15 protein-coding genes are annotated in these 16,117 nt (G+C 76.2%); 11 read left to right on the top strand and 4 right to left on the bottom strand.

Features of this window, described 5'->3' with window-relative positions:
- Window positions 1–203: 203 nt before the first annotated feature.
- Window positions 204–1,175, top strand: coding sequence for a hypothetical protein (locus K353_RS04605; RefSeq protein WP_199527983.1), 972 nt, complete (start codon window positions 204–206; stop codon window positions 1,173–1,175).
- 383 nt (window positions 1,176–1,558) lie between these two features.
- Here K353_RS04605 and K353_RS04600 read toward each other — a convergent pair whose 3' ends face one another.
- Window positions 1,559–2,698, bottom strand: coding sequence for a glycosyltransferase family 2 protein (locus tag K353_RS04600; RefSeq protein WP_158585336.1), 1,140 nt, complete (start codon window positions 2,696–2,698; stop codon window positions 1,559–1,561).
- 194 nt (window positions 2,699–2,892) lie between these two features.
- Window positions 2,893–3,534 (bottom strand): TetR/AcrR family transcriptional regulator, encoded by a 642-nt coding sequence (locus tag K353_RS04595; protein WP_111552270.1) that lies wholly within the window; start codon window positions 3,532–3,534, stop codon window positions 2,893–2,895.
- Between the two features lie 79 nt (window positions 3,535–3,613).
- Between K353_RS04595 and K353_RS04590 the strand changes: the two genes are divergently transcribed.
- Complete coding sequence (locus K353_RS04590; RefSeq protein ID WP_111552269.1) at window positions 3,614–4,999, top strand: carotenoid oxygenase family protein; 1,386 nt, start codon at window positions 3,614–3,616, stop codon at window positions 4,997–4,999.
- Here the strand turns inward: K353_RS04590 and K353_RS37120 are convergent.
- The gene (locus K353_RS37120) at window positions 4,914–5,918 is read right to left on the bottom strand and encodes a helix-turn-helix domain-containing protein (protein WP_111552490.1); all 1,005 of its coding nucleotides are present in this window, start codon (window positions 5,916–5,918) and stop codon (window positions 4,914–4,916) included. The two genes, K353_RS04590 and K353_RS37120, sit on opposite strands and share 86 nt — an antisense overlap.
- 376 nt (window positions 5,919–6,294) lie before the next feature.
- Between K353_RS37120 and K353_RS04580 the strand changes: the two genes are divergently transcribed.
- The 4 genes from K353_RS04580 (at window position 6,295) to K353_RS04565 (ending at window position 10,765) form a co-directional block, all read left to right on the top strand.
- A complete protein-coding gene (locus K353_RS04580) occupies window positions 6,295–8,157 on the top strand; it encodes an FAD/NAD(P)-binding protein (RefSeq protein WP_111552268.1) in 1,863 nt (620 codons plus the stop codon).
- Window positions 8,158–9,426, top strand: coding sequence for a putative PEP-binding protein (locus tag K353_RS04575; protein WP_111552267.1), 1,269 nt, complete (start codon window positions 8,158–8,160; stop codon window positions 9,424–9,426).
- 164 nt (window positions 9,427–9,590) lie between these two features.
- A complete protein-coding gene (locus tag K353_RS04570; protein WP_111552266.1) occupies window positions 9,591–10,181 on the top strand; it encodes a hypothetical protein in 591 nt (196 codons plus the stop codon).
- Window positions 10,178–10,765 carry a copper resistance CopC family protein gene (locus K353_RS04565; protein ID WP_158585335.1) on the top strand — a complete coding sequence of 196 codons (588 nt, stop codon included), beginning with the start codon at window positions 10,178–10,180 and terminating at the stop codon, window positions 10,763–10,765. The genes K353_RS04570 and K353_RS04565 overlap by 4 nt, the downstream gene beginning before the upstream one ends.
- 41 nt (window positions 10,766–10,806) lie before the next feature.
- On the opposite strand, the gene K353_RS04560 is transcribed toward K353_RS04565, so the two are convergent.
- Window positions 10,807–11,355 carry a carboxymuconolactone decarboxylase family protein gene (locus K353_RS04560; protein ID WP_111552264.1) on the bottom strand — a complete coding sequence of 183 codons (549 nt, stop codon included), beginning with the start codon at window positions 11,353–11,355 and terminating at the stop codon, window positions 10,807–10,809.
- 234 nt (window positions 11,356–11,589) lie between these two features.
- On the opposite strand from K353_RS04560, the gene K353_RS04555 reads away from it, so the two are divergent.
- The 5 genes from K353_RS04555 (at window position 11,590) to K353_RS04535 (ending at window position 16,110) form a co-directional block, all read left to right on the top strand.
- Entirely contained in the window at window positions 11,590–12,150 is a 561-nt protein-coding gene (locus K353_RS04555; protein WP_111552263.1) for a DUF4383 domain-containing protein, read from the top strand.
- A 195-nt stretch (window positions 12,151–12,345) separates the two neighbouring features.
- Window positions 12,346–12,936, top strand: a complete 591-nt coding sequence (locus tag K353_RS04550) for a sigma-70 family RNA polymerase sigma factor (protein ID WP_111552262.1) — start codon at window positions 12,346–12,348, stop codon at window positions 12,934–12,936.
- 29 nt (window positions 12,937–12,965) lie between these two features.
- Window positions 12,966–13,448, top strand: a complete 483-nt coding sequence (locus K353_RS04545; protein WP_233533370.1) for a DUF427 domain-containing protein — start codon at window positions 12,966–12,968, stop codon at window positions 13,446–13,448.
- Window positions 13,445–14,560 (top strand): MerR family transcriptional regulator, encoded by a 1,116-nt coding sequence (locus K353_RS04540; protein ID WP_370447558.1) that lies wholly within the window; start codon window positions 13,445–13,447, stop codon window positions 14,558–14,560. The genes K353_RS04545 and K353_RS04540 overlap by 4 nt, the downstream gene beginning before the upstream one ends.
- A gap of 239 nt (window positions 14,561–14,799) precedes the next feature.
- Window positions 14,800–16,110, top strand: coding sequence for a cyclopropane-fatty-acyl-phospholipid synthase family protein (locus K353_RS04535; RefSeq protein WP_111552260.1), 1,311 nt, complete (start codon window positions 14,800–14,802; stop codon window positions 16,108–16,110).
- The last annotated feature ends 7 nt before the right edge of the window (window positions 16,111–16,117 follow it).

The raw sequence follows: 16,117 nt of genomic DNA, 5'->3' as shown, positions 1-16,117 counted from the left end.
CCGCCGCGCGCCCGGATGGCCGCAGCTCTCCGGTTACATGCTCGGGACCCCGGCGGCGCGGGGCTTCTCCCACCGTGCCGATGCCGGGCAACCCGGAAGTAGTCACCCGACCGGTCCGATCCACGACACTCTGTGACGCCCCGCGCGCCACCCGTTCCCGACACCCTTCGGGAGCGGCCCTCCGTGAGCCGAGGAGACCCCACGTGACCGAGACCATCACGGGCCGGACGGTGAAGGCGCCACCGCGCGCCACCTCGCTGTTCGTCAACGGCCTGTTCCCACGCCGCCGCGCCCTGGTCGTCCTGCTGGGCCTCCTGGGCGGGCTGCTGCTCGCCTACGCCTGGTCCTCGAAACTGGCCGACGACGAGATCGGCTTCACCACCGCCGACCGCCTGCTGGGCCACGACGCCCGGTCCACCCCGCTGAGCGGCGTCGCCGCCGGGGTCCTGTTCGCCTTCGTCTCCGGCCTGGCCGGCTCGTTCACGGCCTGCAACGTGGCGGTGTTCGGCGCGGTCGGCCCGCTGGTCGGCCAGATGAGCCTGACCCGCCGTCAGCGGCTGGGGCACGCGCTGCGCCCGCTGGGCTGGCTGGCGGCCGGGATGCTACCGGTCTCCGCCGGGTACGGGGTGCTGGTCGGCCTGTGCGGCACCCACCTGCCGCAGTTCTCCACCGCGTCCGTGCCCGGGACGCTCTCGCCGCGCATCCTCCAGGCGATGGTCGTGTTCGGCGTGATCGGCCTGGTCATGCTGGTGATCGGCCTGGCCGCGGCCGGGGTGCTGCCCGACCCGCTGGCGGGGGTGGCCCGCCGGTTCCCGAACGCCCCGCTGGTGCTGGTCGGCGCGCTGGTCGGCGGCTTCCTGATCGGCCGCCCCTACCCGCTGTTCCGCACCCTGTTCCGGCACGCGGCGCAGGAGCACGACCCGCTGTACGGGGCGGTGGCGTTCGCGCTCCAGTCGATCGGCAACGTCCTGGTGATGGCGCTGCTGTTCCTGCTGCTCTCCTTCGCGCTGGGCACGCCCGTGCAGCGCTGGCTGGCCACCAAGCCGGGCCGGGCGGCGACGCTGACCGCGACCGCGTTCCTGGTGGCGGGCGCGTTCACGGTCCTGTACTGGGACGTCCGGCTGCTCGGCAACCTCGGCTACCTGTGGTGGCCCAAGGCGCCCTGGAACGCGTAGGCCGTTCCGCCCGGCCCGGCCGACCGCCCGGCCCGGGGTGCCGCCGACCGGCACCCGACACCCGGTGGACGCGGCCCGGACCGCCGCCGCCGGACCGGACGGAACGGCGGTCCGGGCCGTGGCAGGGCGCCCGCCACCGGCTGCGGAGGCGGGCGCCCGACGGCACCCCGGCGCGCGCGCACCCCCGCCCGCCCTCGACCCGCCCGCCCTCGACCCGGTCGGCCCCGGCCCGCAGCCGCCGGGCCGTCGGACCGCCGCATCCGGCCCGCAGCCGCATCCGGGCCGCAGCCGCCGCCGGGCCGCAGCCGCCGCCGAGCCGTCGCATCCGGTCCGCGGCCCCCGACTGCCGAGCCCCTGGACCGAGCCCGCTCGGGAACGGTCGGTCAGGACGTCAGCCCGCCGGGCCCGACCGGATAGCGGGCGAGGATCTTCTTCCGGGCGTCGGTGGACGGCCGGTGGAAGTACACCAGCTCCCGCGTCGTCCCGGCGCACTGCGCCGGTCCGGCCAGCACCGCCCGCTCGGTGCCGTCCAGGACCAGCAGGTCGCGTTCGGCGGCCAGCTCGGGCAGTCGGGCGAGGACGTCCCGGGCGTTGTCGTCGTCCACCTCCAGCAGCACGTACGAGGTCGGTTCGGGCAGCCGGCCGGCCAGCGCCCGCGCGGCGTACTCCATCCGGACCGTGCAGTCCAGCCAGCCGAGGGCGCGGTCCGCCTCCGCCGGGTCGAACGCCCGGCAGATGACCTGCTGGATCGCCACATCGGCCACCCCCGCGTGCCTGGCGACGAAGTGGTCGAGGTTGGTGCGCCACTGGCCGAGCATCTCCGCCGTGACCTCGCGCTCCCTCTGGTAGGACAGCGCCTCCGGCTGGAACGCGAACGCCAGCCCCCGGCGCCGCAGCCGGTAGCCGAGCTCGGAGTCCTCCAGGCCCCAGCCCAGGAAGCCCTCGTCGAAGCCCCCGACCGCGAGCAGGTGCTCGCGGCGCACCGACAGGTTGCAGGTGAACGCGTAGTGCCAGCAGGTCTCCAGGTTGTCGAAGTTCTCCGAGAACTCGGCCAGCAGGAACTCCCGGCCGTCCCATCTGACGATCTCCGGCATCGCGTCGAGCGAGAACTCCCGGGCCAGGCGCTCGTCGTCGATCTCCCCCGCGGCCATGTCGCCCCGCGGACCGGCCACGACCAGGTCGGTGCGGAGCCGGTGGTACCGGGCGTGCGCGGCGAGGAAGCCGGGTTCGACGACCTGGTCGGCGTCGACCAGGACGACCACGTCGCCGGAGGCCGCGCGGATCCCGGCGTTGCGCGCCGCCGCCCGGCCGGAGGTCGGGGTCCGCGGCAGGAACAGGTACTGCAGGGGGTAGGGCGGCTTCAGTGCGGCGAGGAGTTCCCCGGTGCCGTCGTCGGAGCCGTCGTCCACCACGACGACTTCGAACGAGTCACCGGCGTCGAGCTCGCAGAGGGCCAGGCACGACAGCAGTCGCCGCACCTGCGGGCCGACGTTGTAGGACGGGATGACCACGCTGATGTTCATCGTGACCCGACCAGGCGTGCGCTCACTTCGACTCCCCGTCCCGGTGTTCCGCCGCGGCCGCATCCCGCTCGCGCCAGGGTCCCACAGGGGCGGCGCGCCGGGCTAGATGCCCTGTCCCGTCAGGTCGGGGACGGCGGCGGGGCGGGGGGTGGCGGTCCCGTCGTGGCGGGTGGCCGGGCCGGGTCGCTGCGGGTTCAGGCCGGTCGCCGGGCCGCCTTGGCGACCGACTCCCGGGCGCGGGCCGGGTCGTCGCCGGCGCCGAGGACCATGCCGCAGACCTGCGCCTCGAAGCAGACGTCCGCGGTGAGCGGCTCCACCAGGTAGCCGCCGAGGTCGAGGGTGACCAGGCCGTGCAGGGCGATCCAGAGTTGATGGGCCACCAGTTCCGGGTCGGCGGGCCGGAAGCGCTCGGCGGCCACGCAGCGCTTGACCGCCCGGACCAGGGCGTCCAGGGTGTAGCGGCCGTGCTGGCGGTCGGCGTCGGTGAGCGAGAAGCTGCTGAGGCCGGCGCCGCCGAACATCACGTTGTAGAGGTGCCGGTGCTCGCGGGCGTTGGCCCGGTACGCCCAGCCGAGCGCGACCACGTCGGCGACCGGGTCGTCGGTCTCCTCGACCGCCTCCAGCCGCCGGTTGAGGAGCGTGAAGCCCTCGCGGACCATCGTCCGCACCAGGTCGTCCATGCCGCCGAAGTGGGTGTAGACCGCCATGGTCGAGGTGCCCACGGTGGCCGCCAGCTTGCGGGTGGACAGCGCGGCCGGTCCTTCTTCGCTGAGCAGCTTCGCCGCGGCCTCGATCAGCTGCGCACTGAGGTTCGGGTCGACCCGCCGTGGACTCACCCTTGACAGTATGTCAGCCGCCTGTGACCCTCATTAATGACGGCGTTATGTAACGGTGCTATTGACGGAGGGGGCCACCATGCCCGGCACCACCGCACACCCCACCAGGAGCCACCCGCACAGCACCACCCACCTGCTCGGACCCGGCTACCGGCCGGTGCCCGCCGAGACCGCGCACACCGACCTCCCCGTCCGCGGCACCCTGCCGCCCGAACTGGACGGCACCTTCCTGCGGATCGGCCCCAACACCCGCGGCGAGCACGACCCCGCCGTCCAGCACGCCTTCGCCGGCGCCGGCATGGTGCACGGACTGCGCCTCGGCGGCGGACGCGCCCACTGGTACCGCAACCGCTGGCTGCGCGACGGCGCCCTCAGCCGCGAACTCGGCGAACTGCCCGTCCCCGGCCCGCGCCACGGCCCGGACGGCAACATCAACGCCAACCTGGTCCGCCACGCCGGCCGCACCCTGGCCGTCACCGACGGCGGCACCCGGCCGCTCCTGCTCGACCCCGAACTGCGCACCCTCGCCCGCACCGACCTCGACGGCACCCTCCCCGGCGGCCTCTGCGCCCACCCGCTCACCGACCCGGTGACCGGCGAACTGCACGCCGTCGCCGTCGACCCGGACGGCGACCGGGCCGTCCTGCTCACCGTCGACACCGGGGGCCGGGTCCGCGACGCGCGGCCCGTACCGGTCAAGGGCCGCCCCTGGATGCACGCCTTCGCGCTCACCGCCCGCCACACCGTCCTGTTCGACCTGCCGGTCGCCCACGACCCCGCCGAGGCCGCCGCCGGCTCCGCCTTCCCCCACACCTGGCAGCACGACCGCGACGCCCGGATCGGCATCGTCCCCCGCGACCGGCCGGACGCCGCCCCGCTCTGGCTGGACGTCCCGCCCTGCTTCGTCTTCCACCCCGTCAACGCCTTCGAGGACGCCGACGGCCGGATCACCGTCGACGTCATCCGCCACGAACGCGCCTTCGACCGCGACCGGCTGCACCCCAGCGAATCCGCCCCCGCCCTGTGGCGCTGGACCCTCGACCCCCGAGAGGGCGCCGTGCTCGAACACCGGCTCGACGGCCGGACCCAGGAGTTCCCGCGGATCGACGAACGCCGCACCGGACTGCCCTACCGCTACGCCTTCACCCTCGAACTCGCCCCCGGCCAGGGCGCCGCCCTGTGCGGCCCCGCCCTGCTCCGCCACGACCTCACCACCGGCCGCACCGACCGGCACCCCTTCGCCGACGGCCGCCAGGGCGGCGAAGCCGTCTTCGTCCCGCGCGACGCCCGCGCCCCCGAAGGCGACGGCTGGCTGCTCACCCTGGTGTACGACCCCGCCGCCGACCGCAGCGAGCTGCTCGTCCTGGACACCGCCGACTTCACCGGACCGCCGATCGCGGCCGTACCGCTGCCGGTACGGGTGCCGCACGGGTTCCACGCGCAGTGGGTGCCGTCGGGGTGGTGACCGAGGCCGCCGGGCCCGGGCGGGGGAGCGGCGGGACGGCGGCGGTGTCGGGGGGCGGTTCCGGGCGCGGGGCGGTTGCGGCGGTGGTACCGGGAGGCGGCTCCAGGCGCGACGCGGACGCGGTTGCGGCCGTGGTGTCGGCGGGCGGCTCCGGGCGCAGCGCGCTCGCCGCGCCCCGCAGCAGGACCCGGCCGAAGAACGCCGCCAGCACCGGATCGGGCAGGCCGGTCGCCGCGGCCACCGTCCGCCACAGCACCCCCCAGTGCCGGGCCGCCGCCGCCCGGACCACCGGGTCGCCGGCCGCCGCCGCGTGCAACTGCCACTGGAGGGCGAAGGGACCGCCCGGCCCGAGCATCCGCCGCCAGGCCCGCTCCCCGGCCCGCAAGGCGGCGCGGCCGCCCGCGCCCCCAGCCGCCGCAGCCCGTAGCGCGGCGAGGCGGCCCGGGTCCGGGGCCCCGTCTGTGTCCCGGGTCGCGGCTCTGGCCCCGCCCACCTGCCCGGCTTCCTCCCCGTCCGTGGCCCCGTCCGTGTCTCCGATCCACAGCGCGGCGAGGCCGCCAGCGTCCCCAGCCCGGTCCATGTCCCCGGCCGGGTTCCCGGCCCGCAGCGCGGCGAGGCCGACCGCCTCCCTGGTCCCGGCCTCGGCCGCACCTGCCTCCCCGGCCCCGGCCCCGGCCCCGGCCCCGGCCGCGCCCGCGTCCCGGGCCGCGGCCGTGAACGCCCGGGCGGCTTCGTCGGTGGCGAGCTCGGCGGCGGCCAGGAACACCGCACGCTTGGTGGCGAACAGTCGGAACAGGTAGGGCTGGGACACCCCGGCCCGCTCCGCGATCGCCGCGGTCGTCGCGGCGTGGAACCCCTCGCGGGCGAACACCTCCACCGCCACCCGCGCCACCACCTCGCGCCGCTGATCCGCCGTCATCCGCACCGGCACCCACCTCCAGCGCCGAGTCTCACCCCCCGGTCGCCGCCCCGACTTCTCCGAGCGTGCCGGGGCCGGGCGCCGGGCTGCGCCGTTCCTCGGCCCGTGCCGTCTCCGGACTGCACCGCCTCCCCGCCCGTGCCGTCCCCCGGGCAATCAGGGAGAAGTCCCGGCCGGGCGCCCGCAGGTACCGTGCGGGGCATCCGACCGCCCGTCCCAGTCCCCGCCCGCGCCCCCGTTCCCGCCCCGGGTCGCTGCCGTGCCCCCGCCGTGCCGCGAACCGGGAGACGGGTCCAATACCGCTGCTGTACAACGTTCCTGACGTTTCATCAGTCATTTTTGGGTCGCTCCCGCCCCGTGACCGAGAGGCTCCCGCATGACCCCCACCGCAGCCCGCCCCAGGATCGTCGTGGTGGGAGCAGGTCTGGCCGGCACGGCCACCGCCATCAGGATGCTCCGCTTCGCCCGCCGCCCGGTCGAGGTGGTCCTGCTGGAGCGGCGTTCCGACTACCGCTGTGCCGGGGTCGCCTACCACCGGCGCGGCAACCCCTGGGACCACGTCTTCAACATCCAGGCCGGACGGATGTCGGTGTTCCGGGAGGACGTGCTCGACTTCGTCCACTGGGCCAATCGGGAGGCCGACCGCGGCGGTTGGCCCGCGCAGTGGGCCGACCACGAGTTCACCGAGCCGGGCCCGGCGCCCCGGCGGATCTTCCAGGACTACCTGGAGCAGCGGCTCGCCGAGGCCGCCCGGGAGGCCGCCCCCGGCGTCCTGCTCACCGAGGCCGACGGCGAGGCGCTCGACCTGGTGCCCAGCGCCGCCGGGGTCGACGTGGCGGTCGGCGGGAGCGACGGCGCCGCGCACGTGCTGCCCGCCGCGCACGTGGTCCTCGCCACCGGCCTGGAGCTGAAGGAACTCCCTTTCGCCGCCGAGGTGCTGGAGCACCCGCGCTTCGTCCGCCACCCCTATTCGGCCGACGGCGTGCGCCGCCTGGAGGCGCTGCCGCCGGACGCCGAGGTGGTGATCGTCGGCTCGGTGCTCAGCGCCTACGACTCGGCGGGCCTGCTGCTGCGGCGCGGCCACACCGGGCGGATCGTGCTGGTCTCCCGGACCGGGACGATGTTCCGCTCCTACCCGGGCGCCCACGAGCACGGCGTCCTGCGGCTGGCCTGCCCCCGCACGCTGCTGGAGCCCTACCGCGACCGCGAGGAGTTCCTCGGCCGGGTCCGGGCCGAGTGGACGGCGGCCTGCGCGAGCGTCGCCCGCGACCACCCCGAGATCGCCCCCGAGGTGGTCGCCGAACGGGTCGCCAAGGCCTGGGAGCCCCACCTGCCGGAGGCCCTCGCCCGCATCCCGTCCCCCGAACTGCGGTCCCTGCTGGACGAGTTCGGGACCGCGATCGCCGCCCTGCGGGTGGGCGCGGTGCCCTACACCCTGGAGGTGGTCGAGCGGGCGATGCACCCCGGCCCGGTGCGGCTGCTGGTGGGCGGCGTCCAGGCGATCGTCCCGGCCGGGTCCGGCCTGCTGGAGGTCACCGTCGCCACCGCCGACGAGAAGCTGACCGTCCGCGCGGACCTGGTGGTCTCCAACTTCGGCCGGGAGAGCGACTACCGGCGGGTCGAGGAGCCGCTCTGGCGCAACCTGCTGCGCCGCGGCCTGGCCGCCCCCCACGAGCGCACCGGCCGCGGCCTGGAGGTCGACCACCGCGGCGTCCTGCTCACCCCCGCCGGGGTGCCCGGTGCCCCGCTCACCGCGGTCGGGCCGCTGCGCGAGGGCGACGAGATCGTCCGCAACGGCCGCACCGGCGCCTTCGCCTTCAACCTCGCCGCGATCAAGAACCACTCCATCGCGGTCGCCGCCCACGTCGTCGAGCAACTCGAACTGCCCGGCGCCGCCCCCGAACCGGACCCGCCGTCCGCCCGCGACTTGGCCGGATCCCGCGCCTCCGACGGCACGTTCGAGGAAGCGACCGACCCCGCGTTCGATCAGGCTGTGAACCTGGAGGTGCGGAGGATGGCGACCCGGTCCCGGGCCCGTCGGGAACGGCTCGACACCCGCCTGGACGCCCTGATCGGCCTCCTCACCACCCCGGGCGACCCGGGCGGCCGCCGACTGCGGGCGGCCGTCACCCGGTCCGCCGTCCGGAGGCTCACGGACGTCTCCGTGACGCCGCGCCAGCTGCGCCGTCACCTGGGGATCGCGGACGGGGGTGACACCGACGAGGACACGGAGGACTGAGTGAACGGACGACGGATCCAGGGCTTCATGCTCACCGGCGGCACCCGCGCGACGCTGCGCGGCACCTGCAACCGCACCGGCCGCCCGCAGGAGGGCTCCATCCTGATCGCCCCCCACCTGGAGGCGGGCCTGTACGAGGCCATCGTCACCGCCGGGGCCGTGGTCTGCGGCGGCGGCGGGCAGACCGGCCACATGCAGTCCCTGTGCCGGGGCCGCGGCATCCCGGTGCTCCGGGTCGACGAGGCCGACCTCGCCGCCCTGGTCGGCGAGGTCACCCTCGACCTGGAGAGCGGGGCGATCCTGCTCGACCCCGACCCGGCCGCGGACCCCGCCCCCGGGCCGGGCGCCGCCGCCCCCACCGCGGCGGACCTCGGCGCGGCCTGCGCGGTCATCGCCGACTTCCAGGACATCCGGACCGTCAACTCCTCCGGGCCCGAGGCGGCCCGGGTCGACTCGTTCTTCATCCGCGAGGAGTTCCTCTGCCTCGCCGCCGGGCTCAGCCCGTTCGACGCCCTCGACGGCGGCCCCGCCGAGATCGCCGGCTACGGACGGGCCGTCGCCGAACGCCTCGGCGCCTTCGTCGGGGAACTCCTGCCCGGCCAGCGGCTGGTCCTGCGCCTGCTCGACCTGCGCTCCGACCACGCCGCCAGCGTCACCGAGCAGTCCGCCGTCGCCGTCGAGCCCAACCCCGAACTGGGCCTGCACGGCGCCCGCTGGCTGCTCGGCTCGGCCCCCTACCGGGACGCCCTGCGCACGGTGCTCGACACGCTGCGCACCCGGCTCGGCGACCAGGCGGACCGGATCCACCTCTCCGTCCCGTTCCTCAACGACGCCGACGAGTACGCCCAGCTCCGCGCCCACCTCGAACTCCCGGACAGCGTCCCGCTCTCCGCGTTCATCGAGACCCCGGCCGCGGTCCACGCCACCGGGGGGATCTGCGCCGCCGGGGCCAGCGAACTGTTCGTCGGCGTCAAGGACCTGGTCCAGTTCTACCTGGCCGCCGACCGGGGCAACCACCTCGTCGCCGACTCCTACCAGACCCGGCACCCCTCCGTCCTGGACGGCGTCCGCCGGGTGGTCGAAGCCGCCCGGGCCGCCGGCACCCCGGTCCGGGTCTTCTCCCTCGGCGCCGACCTCACCCACTACCTCGCCCACCTGCCCACCCCCGACGGCTACATGATGTGCACCGCCGAGCTCGTCCAGGTCCTGCACCCCCGGCCCGAACCCGCCCCCGCGGCCCCCGCGGCCCGCCTGATCGGAGTCAAGTAGCCGACCTCGCAGACTTGCTGACGTACCGTCAAGTCGCCGGAGCGGGCAACTGAGCACGTTGGAAGAAGCCCGCCCCGGCGCGCGGCCACCACGCTGGGGCACGCGCCGCCACCGCGCGTGCCGGCCGAGCTCCCGCCCCTCCCTCCGCTAGGAGATCCAGACCGATGACGACGCACACCGCACCGTCGAGAACCGGCTCCCAGGGGCCGGTCGCCCACCTGAACCACGGATCGCACCGCGCCGCCCTGAACGTCTTCCTGGTGGTGGTGCTCGGCCACTGGGCCGAACACCTCGCGCAGGCGTACCAGATCTGGGGCCTCGGCTGGCCGGTCCCGAAGTCCAAGGGGCTGCTCGGGTACGCGTTCCCGTGGCTGGTGACCTCGGAGTGGATGCACTACGGCTACGCCCTGGTCATGCTGATCGGCCTGTTCCTGCTGCGCCCCGGCTTCGTCGGACGGGGCCGCACCTGGTGGACGGTGGCGCTGGCGATCCAGTTCTGGCACCACATCGAGCACCTGCTCCTGCTGCTCCAGGCCCAGACCGGGCACTTCCTGTTCGGCCGGCCGGTTCCGACCTCGGTGCTCCAACTGGCCTTCCCCCGGGTCGAGTTGCACCTCTTCTACAACACCGTCGTCTTCATCCCGATGGTGATCGGCATGTACTACCACCTGCGGCCCAGCCGGACCGAACTGGCCGCGATGACGTGCAGCTGCCGACCCGCCGCCCACCAGCACGAGGCCGCGGCCCTCGCGTGAGCACCCCCGCACCGCGGCGCCCCTTCCAGCGCATCCTGGTCCTCGGCACCGCGTTCGCCGTCCTGCTGCTCGCCGGACTCCTCTGGATCAGCGCCCGCCAGCCGGTCCGGCTGGCGGGCATCACCCCGGCCGACGGCAGCGCCCTCACCCGGGCCCCCGGCGAGGTCGCCCTGACCTTCTCCGGCGACGACTTCCACCCCTCGGCGGTCTACCTCCAGGTCAACGGCCCCGACGGCACCCCCGTCACCGACGGCCCGCCCCGCCTGGACGGCCGCCGCCTGGTCGCCCGGGTCCGCACCGACGCCGCGGGCACCTACCGCGTCGTCTACCGGCTCGTCCTGGACGCCGACCGCGAGGTCTCCGGCACCACCGCCTTCGACCTCGGCACCACCACCGCCCCCCGCCCCGGCACCCCCCTCGCGGAGGACGCGGAGGACACCGCACCGGCCCACAGCCACGCCGTCGACGGCGCCTGGAACCTGCTGCTGCTCGCCGTCGACGCCGTCCTGCTGCCCGGCGCCCTCCTCCTGATGCTCCGCCGCCCCCGGCTCCGCCGACCCCGCACCCCCCGTCCGGTCCGCTGACCGGTCCGCTGACCGGGCTGGGGGCCGGGAGCCGCGCGCGGTCAGCCGGCCGCCGGGGCGTAGCCGCGGGCGACGATCCGCTCCGCGCCCTCCTCGTAGTAGCCGGGGTCGGCCGGAAGCTCGGTGTCCAGGCAGGTGACGTACCGGTTGAACAGGCAGAACGCCGCCGCGATCAGCACCGTGTCGTGGATCTGCCCGTCGTCGGCCCCGGCCGCCCGGGCCTCCGCCACCAGCTCCGCCGGCAGCGCCCGGACCGGCCCCCGGACGGCGCCGGCGATCCGCAGCAGCGCCCGCAGCTTCGGGGTCACGGGCGCCTCGTCCAGCCCGTGCAGCACCGCCTTCACCAGCTCCGCGCCGCCGTCCAGCTGGGCCGCGGCGAAGGCGCTGTGCGACTGCGCGCAGAACTCCGTCCCGTTGAGCTCCGAGGTGTACGCCGCGATCAGCTCGCGCTCGCCCCGGCTCAGTGCGGAGGACGCCGGGCTGCGCAGCAGCGTCTCGGCGAGCTGGTTCAACGGCGCTGCGGTGTCCGGGCGCTGGGCCATCAGGCCGCTGATGCCCGGAAGGCCGTTGGTGATGCTGATGTGAGGCATGGGTGTTCTCCCGCGGGGTCGGCCGGACGGAACGGACGGTCCATGCTGGGGCCCGGGCCGCCCCGCCGCCCACTCCCAGGTTGCCCTCCCGGCCGTCCCCGCCCGCGCCCCGTCCCGCCCCCGACCGCCCCCGGCCACTTCGATGCGGGAACGGTGCGACTTCCCCCGGCCGGGCCGGGCCCCGACGGTGGAGGGCGGAGGCACCCGCCTCCCCTGTCGAAGGAGAGAGTCGTCATGGACCTCCGTGATGAGCTTCCCGTGGACCACCCCCTCGCCCGGGTGTACCGGTTCGGCGCGGGCCTGTGCGGCGTCGTGCTGCTCGTGTTCGGCTGCCTGGGCCTGGCCGACGGCCTGGCGTTCTTCAGCACCCGGGGCGAGAGCGTCGCCGGGCTGTCTAGCAACGGCCTGCTCAGCCTGGTGTCGATCGCGACGGCCGTGGTGCTGATCGTCGGCGCGGCGATCGGCGGCACCACGGCCTCGACGGTCAACATCGTGGTCGGCACCCTGTTCGTGCTCAGCGGCTTCGTCAACCTCGCCCTGCTCGACTCCGGCGCCAACGTGCTGGCGTTCCGCATCCCCAACGTGGTCTTCAGCTTCGCGATGGGCCTGCTCATCGCGACCTTCGGCATGTACGGGCGGGTCAGCGGCCGACTGCCGTACGACAACCCGTACTGGCGCCACCGCCACCCCGAGGCGGCCGCACCGGACGCCGCGCGGCCCCGCGCGATCGACCCGGCCGACGCCCGCCCCGGAACCCTCGCGGCCGGGACCGGCCACCGCCCCCCGGCACTCTGACCCGGTCGGTCACCGGCCACCGGCCACCACGCGGGCCCGCCACCACGGCGGGCCCGCCGCCGTGCCCGGCCGGGCACGGCGCACCGGCGATCACACCGGCGGACGCATCGGCGACCACACCGGCGAACGCCGCGCGGATCGATGCGACAACGCTGCAAGTGGCGGGAAACGCTGCGGGCGAGGAGCGTGCGGAGCATGTCAGCCATCGCGACCACGACGTCCCGCCCCGACCGCGCCGAGTCGCTCCGGCACCTGCTGGAGCGCACCGCCCACGGCGACCGCGCGGCGTACGCGGACCTGTACGAGGAGATCGCGCCCACCGTCCACGGCATCGCCCTGCGGGTGCTGCGCGACGCCTGGCAGGCCGAGGAGGTCGCGCAGGAGGCGCTGCTGGAGGTCTGGCGCTCGGCGCCGTCCTACCGGCCGGAGCGCGGCTCGGCCGCTGCCTGGGTGGGCACGATCGCCCACCGGCGCGCCGTCGACCGGGTCAGGTCGGTGCGGGCCCGCACCGAGCGCGAGGAACGCGTGGTCCGCGCCGACCGGACGGCGACCGCGCCGACCGCCGAGCCGGTGGCGGACGAGGTCGAGCGGTCCATGGAGGCGGCCCGGGTGCGACGGGCCCTGGCCGCCCTCGGCCGGGCCCAGTGCGAGGCCCTGGTGCTCGCCTACTACGGCGGCTACTCGCAGAGCCGGATCGCGGCCCTCCTCGACGTCCCGCTGGGCACCGTCAAGAGCCGGATGCGGGACGGCCTGCTGCGGCTGCGCGCGGCCTTCGACGAGGCGTGAGACCGCGGGGACGGGTGAGGAGGAGAGCCGTGCGCCACGAGGACCGTCCGACCGAATCGGTCTGGGACTACCCCAGACCGCCCGCCGTGGTGCCCGACGGCCGGCTCGTCGAGGTCTTCTTCGCCGGGCGGCTGCTCGCCTCCACCCGCCGGGCCCTGCGCGTGCTGGAGACCAGCCACCCGCCGGTGTTCTACCTGCCGCGCCCCGACGTGGCGACGGCCCTGCTCCGGCCGGCCGACGGCGGCACCCTGTGCGAGTGGAAGGGCCGCGCCCGGTACTGGAACGCGCTGGCCGACGGGCGGCTGTCGCCCCGGGCCGCCTGGAGCTACCCCGAGCCGCTGCCCGGCTACCGCGCGCTCCGCGACCACCTGGCGTTCCACCCGGACCGGGTGGAACGCTGCACGGTGGACGGCGAGACCGTCCGGCCGCAGCAGGGCGGGTTCTACGGCGGCTGGATCACCGACGAGATCACCGGCCCGTTCAAGGGCGCGCCCGGGACGTCCCAGTGGTGAACGAGACGCCGCCGGGAGGCCGGACCCTCGCCACGACGGACACCGGTGACCCGCGCCCCGGCCACGACCCGGCGGACGACGCCCTGGCCGGCGTGTCGACCGGGGCGGTCGCCCGGCGGCTGGGCGTGTCGCCCACCACGGTCCGCTCCTGGGAGCGCCGGTACGGGATCGGCCCCTCGCACCGGGAGCCGGGCCGGCACCGCCGCTGGAGCCCCGCGGACATCGCCCTGCTGGAGGAGATGTGCCGCCTGACCTCCCGCGGGGTCCCCCCTGGGGAGGCCGCCCGCGCCGCCCGGCCGCCGGAGCCCGGCCCCGCGCGGCCCGACTCCGCGTCCGGCCTCGCGTCCGGCCTCGCGTCCGACTCCGCGTCCGACGGGGCGGCCCCGGCCGGGGCCGGTCCCCGTCCGCCCGGCGGCAGCCGGGCGATGCCGGTGGGCACCGTCCGGCCCGAGTGCCGGGGCCTGGCCCGGGCGGCCGTGCGGCTGGACGGCCCCGAGGTCGCCGACATCCTGCGGCTGGCCCTCGCCGAACTCGGCCCCGAACGGGCGTGGACCGAGGTGATGATGCCCGCGCTGCGCGCGGCCGGCCGGAAGTGGGCCGCTGACGGCGAGCAGTACGTCGAGGTCGAGCACCTGCTGTCCTGGCACGTCTCCGCAGCGCTGCGCGCGGTGGCCGTCACCCCGGCCCGCTTCCGGCCCGGGCCGCCCGTCCTGCTCGCGGCGATGCCCGCCGAGCAGCACACCCTGCCGCTGGAGGCGGTGGCGGCCGGCATGGCCGTCCGGGGGCTGCCCTACCGCATGCTCGGCGCGACCGTCCCGGCCCGGGCCCTGCTCGACGCCGTCCAGCGCCTGGGCCCCTCCGCGGTCCTGCTCTGGTCGCAGAGCGAGCGCACCGCGGACCCGCTCCTCGCCCGCCAGGTCGACCGGGCCGTCTGGGGACCGCCCGGCTCCCGGACCCGCCCCCTGGTCGTCGCCGCCGGCCCCGGCTGGCACCGCCACGACCCGCCCGCGCCGACCGGCCGCCCCCGCACGCTCGAAGCGGCGCTGGACCTGATCGAACAGTCCTTCACCGACCGGCCGCCCACCGCCCGCCCGGCTGCGCCGTCCCGCTGAGCCCCGCCCGTCCGCCTGCCCGCCCGTCCGCCTGGCCGGTCCGCCCGTCTGGCCGCCCGTCCGCCTGGCCGGTCCGCCCGTCTGGCCGGTCGGTCCGGGTTGCCGCCGGGACCACCGCCAGAGGCAGGGGCGGCCGATTCGTGGCGCGGGTGACCGATCCGCGGGGCGGTCGGCTCCGAACCCGGGGAGCAGACACCAGTGTGGGGCCGCCCGGCGGCCCCGTCCGGCGGAGGGGACCCATGACCGTACCTGCCACCCGCACCAGCCCGGCACCCGAACGGCGCGCGGGCGCGCGCACCGGGGCCGCCGAGGTGCTCGCCCCGGTGCTCCGGGAGCTGCTCGGGGGGCCGCCGCCGTTCGGCCTGCGGCTCTGGGACGGTTCGACCACCGGTCCGGCGGACGGGCCGCAGGTGGTGGTGCGCCACCGTCGGGCGCTGCGTCGGCTGCTGTGGCAGCCGGGCGAGCTGGGGCTGGCCGACGCGTGGATCAGCGGCGAGCTCGACGTCGAGGGCGACCTCGCCGAGGCCCTGTCCGCCGTCCGCCGGGAACTCGCCGGACGGCGGCTCGGCCGGCCGTCCCCGGGCAGCTGGCCCGCCCTGCTGTCGGCCGCCGCCCGGCTCGGTGCCGTCGGACCGCCGCCGCCGCGGCCCGGCGGCCGGGCCCGGGTCCGCGGCGCCCTGCACAGCCGGGGCCGGGACCGGGCGGTGATCAGCCACCACTACGACCTGTCGAACGAGTTCTACGCCCTGCTGCTCGGACCGGCGATGGCCTACTCGTGCGCCTACTACACCTCCGACGACCAGCCCCTGGAGGCCGCCCAGCGGGCCAAGTTCGACCTGATCTGCCGCAAGCTCGACCTGCGCCCCGGCACCCGGCTGCTCGACGTCGGCTGCGGCTGGGGCGCGCTGGCCCGGCACGCCGCCGTCCACTACGGCGCGCAGGTCACCGCCGTCACCCTCTCCGCCCGCCAGCACGCCCACGCCCGGTCGCTGGTGGCCGAGGCGGGCGTCGCCGACCTGGTCGACGTCCGGCTGTGCGACTACCGGGAGATCGCCGCGGACGCCTACGACGCCGTCAGCTGCGTGGAGATGGGCGAGCACGTCGGCCGGGACCAGTACCCCGACTTCGCCGCCCGGCTGCACGGGCTGCTCCGCCCCGGCGGCCGGCTGCTGGTGCAGCAGATGTCGCGCGGGGCCGCCGCGCCCGGCGGCGGCGCGTTCATCGAGGCGTACATCGCCCCCGACATGCACATGCGCCCGCTCGGGCAGACCGTCGACCTGATCGAGGCGGCCGGCCTGGAGGTGCTGCACACCGAGGCGATGCGCCCGCACTACGCCCGCACCATCGACGCCTGGCGGGACACCCTGACCCGCCACCAGGACCGCTTCACCGCCCTGGTCGGCCGGCCCGCGGTGCGGCTGTGGCAGCTCTACACGGCGGGTAGCTCGCTGGCCTTCTCCGAGGGGCGGATGGGGGTCGACCAGATCCTCGCCCGCCGCCCCGGCGGGCCGGACACGACCGTCAGGCCCGCCGACTGGTACGGCGGCTGAGGGGGCG

Origin of the sequence: Kitasatospora sp. SolWspMP-SS2h, assembly GCF_003259315.1 — a bacterium.
GTDB lineage: Bacteria > Actinomycetota > Actinomycetes > Streptomycetales > Streptomycetaceae > Kitasatospora > Kitasatospora fiedleri.
This window is presented reverse-complemented; position numbering and strand designations above follow the sequence as displayed.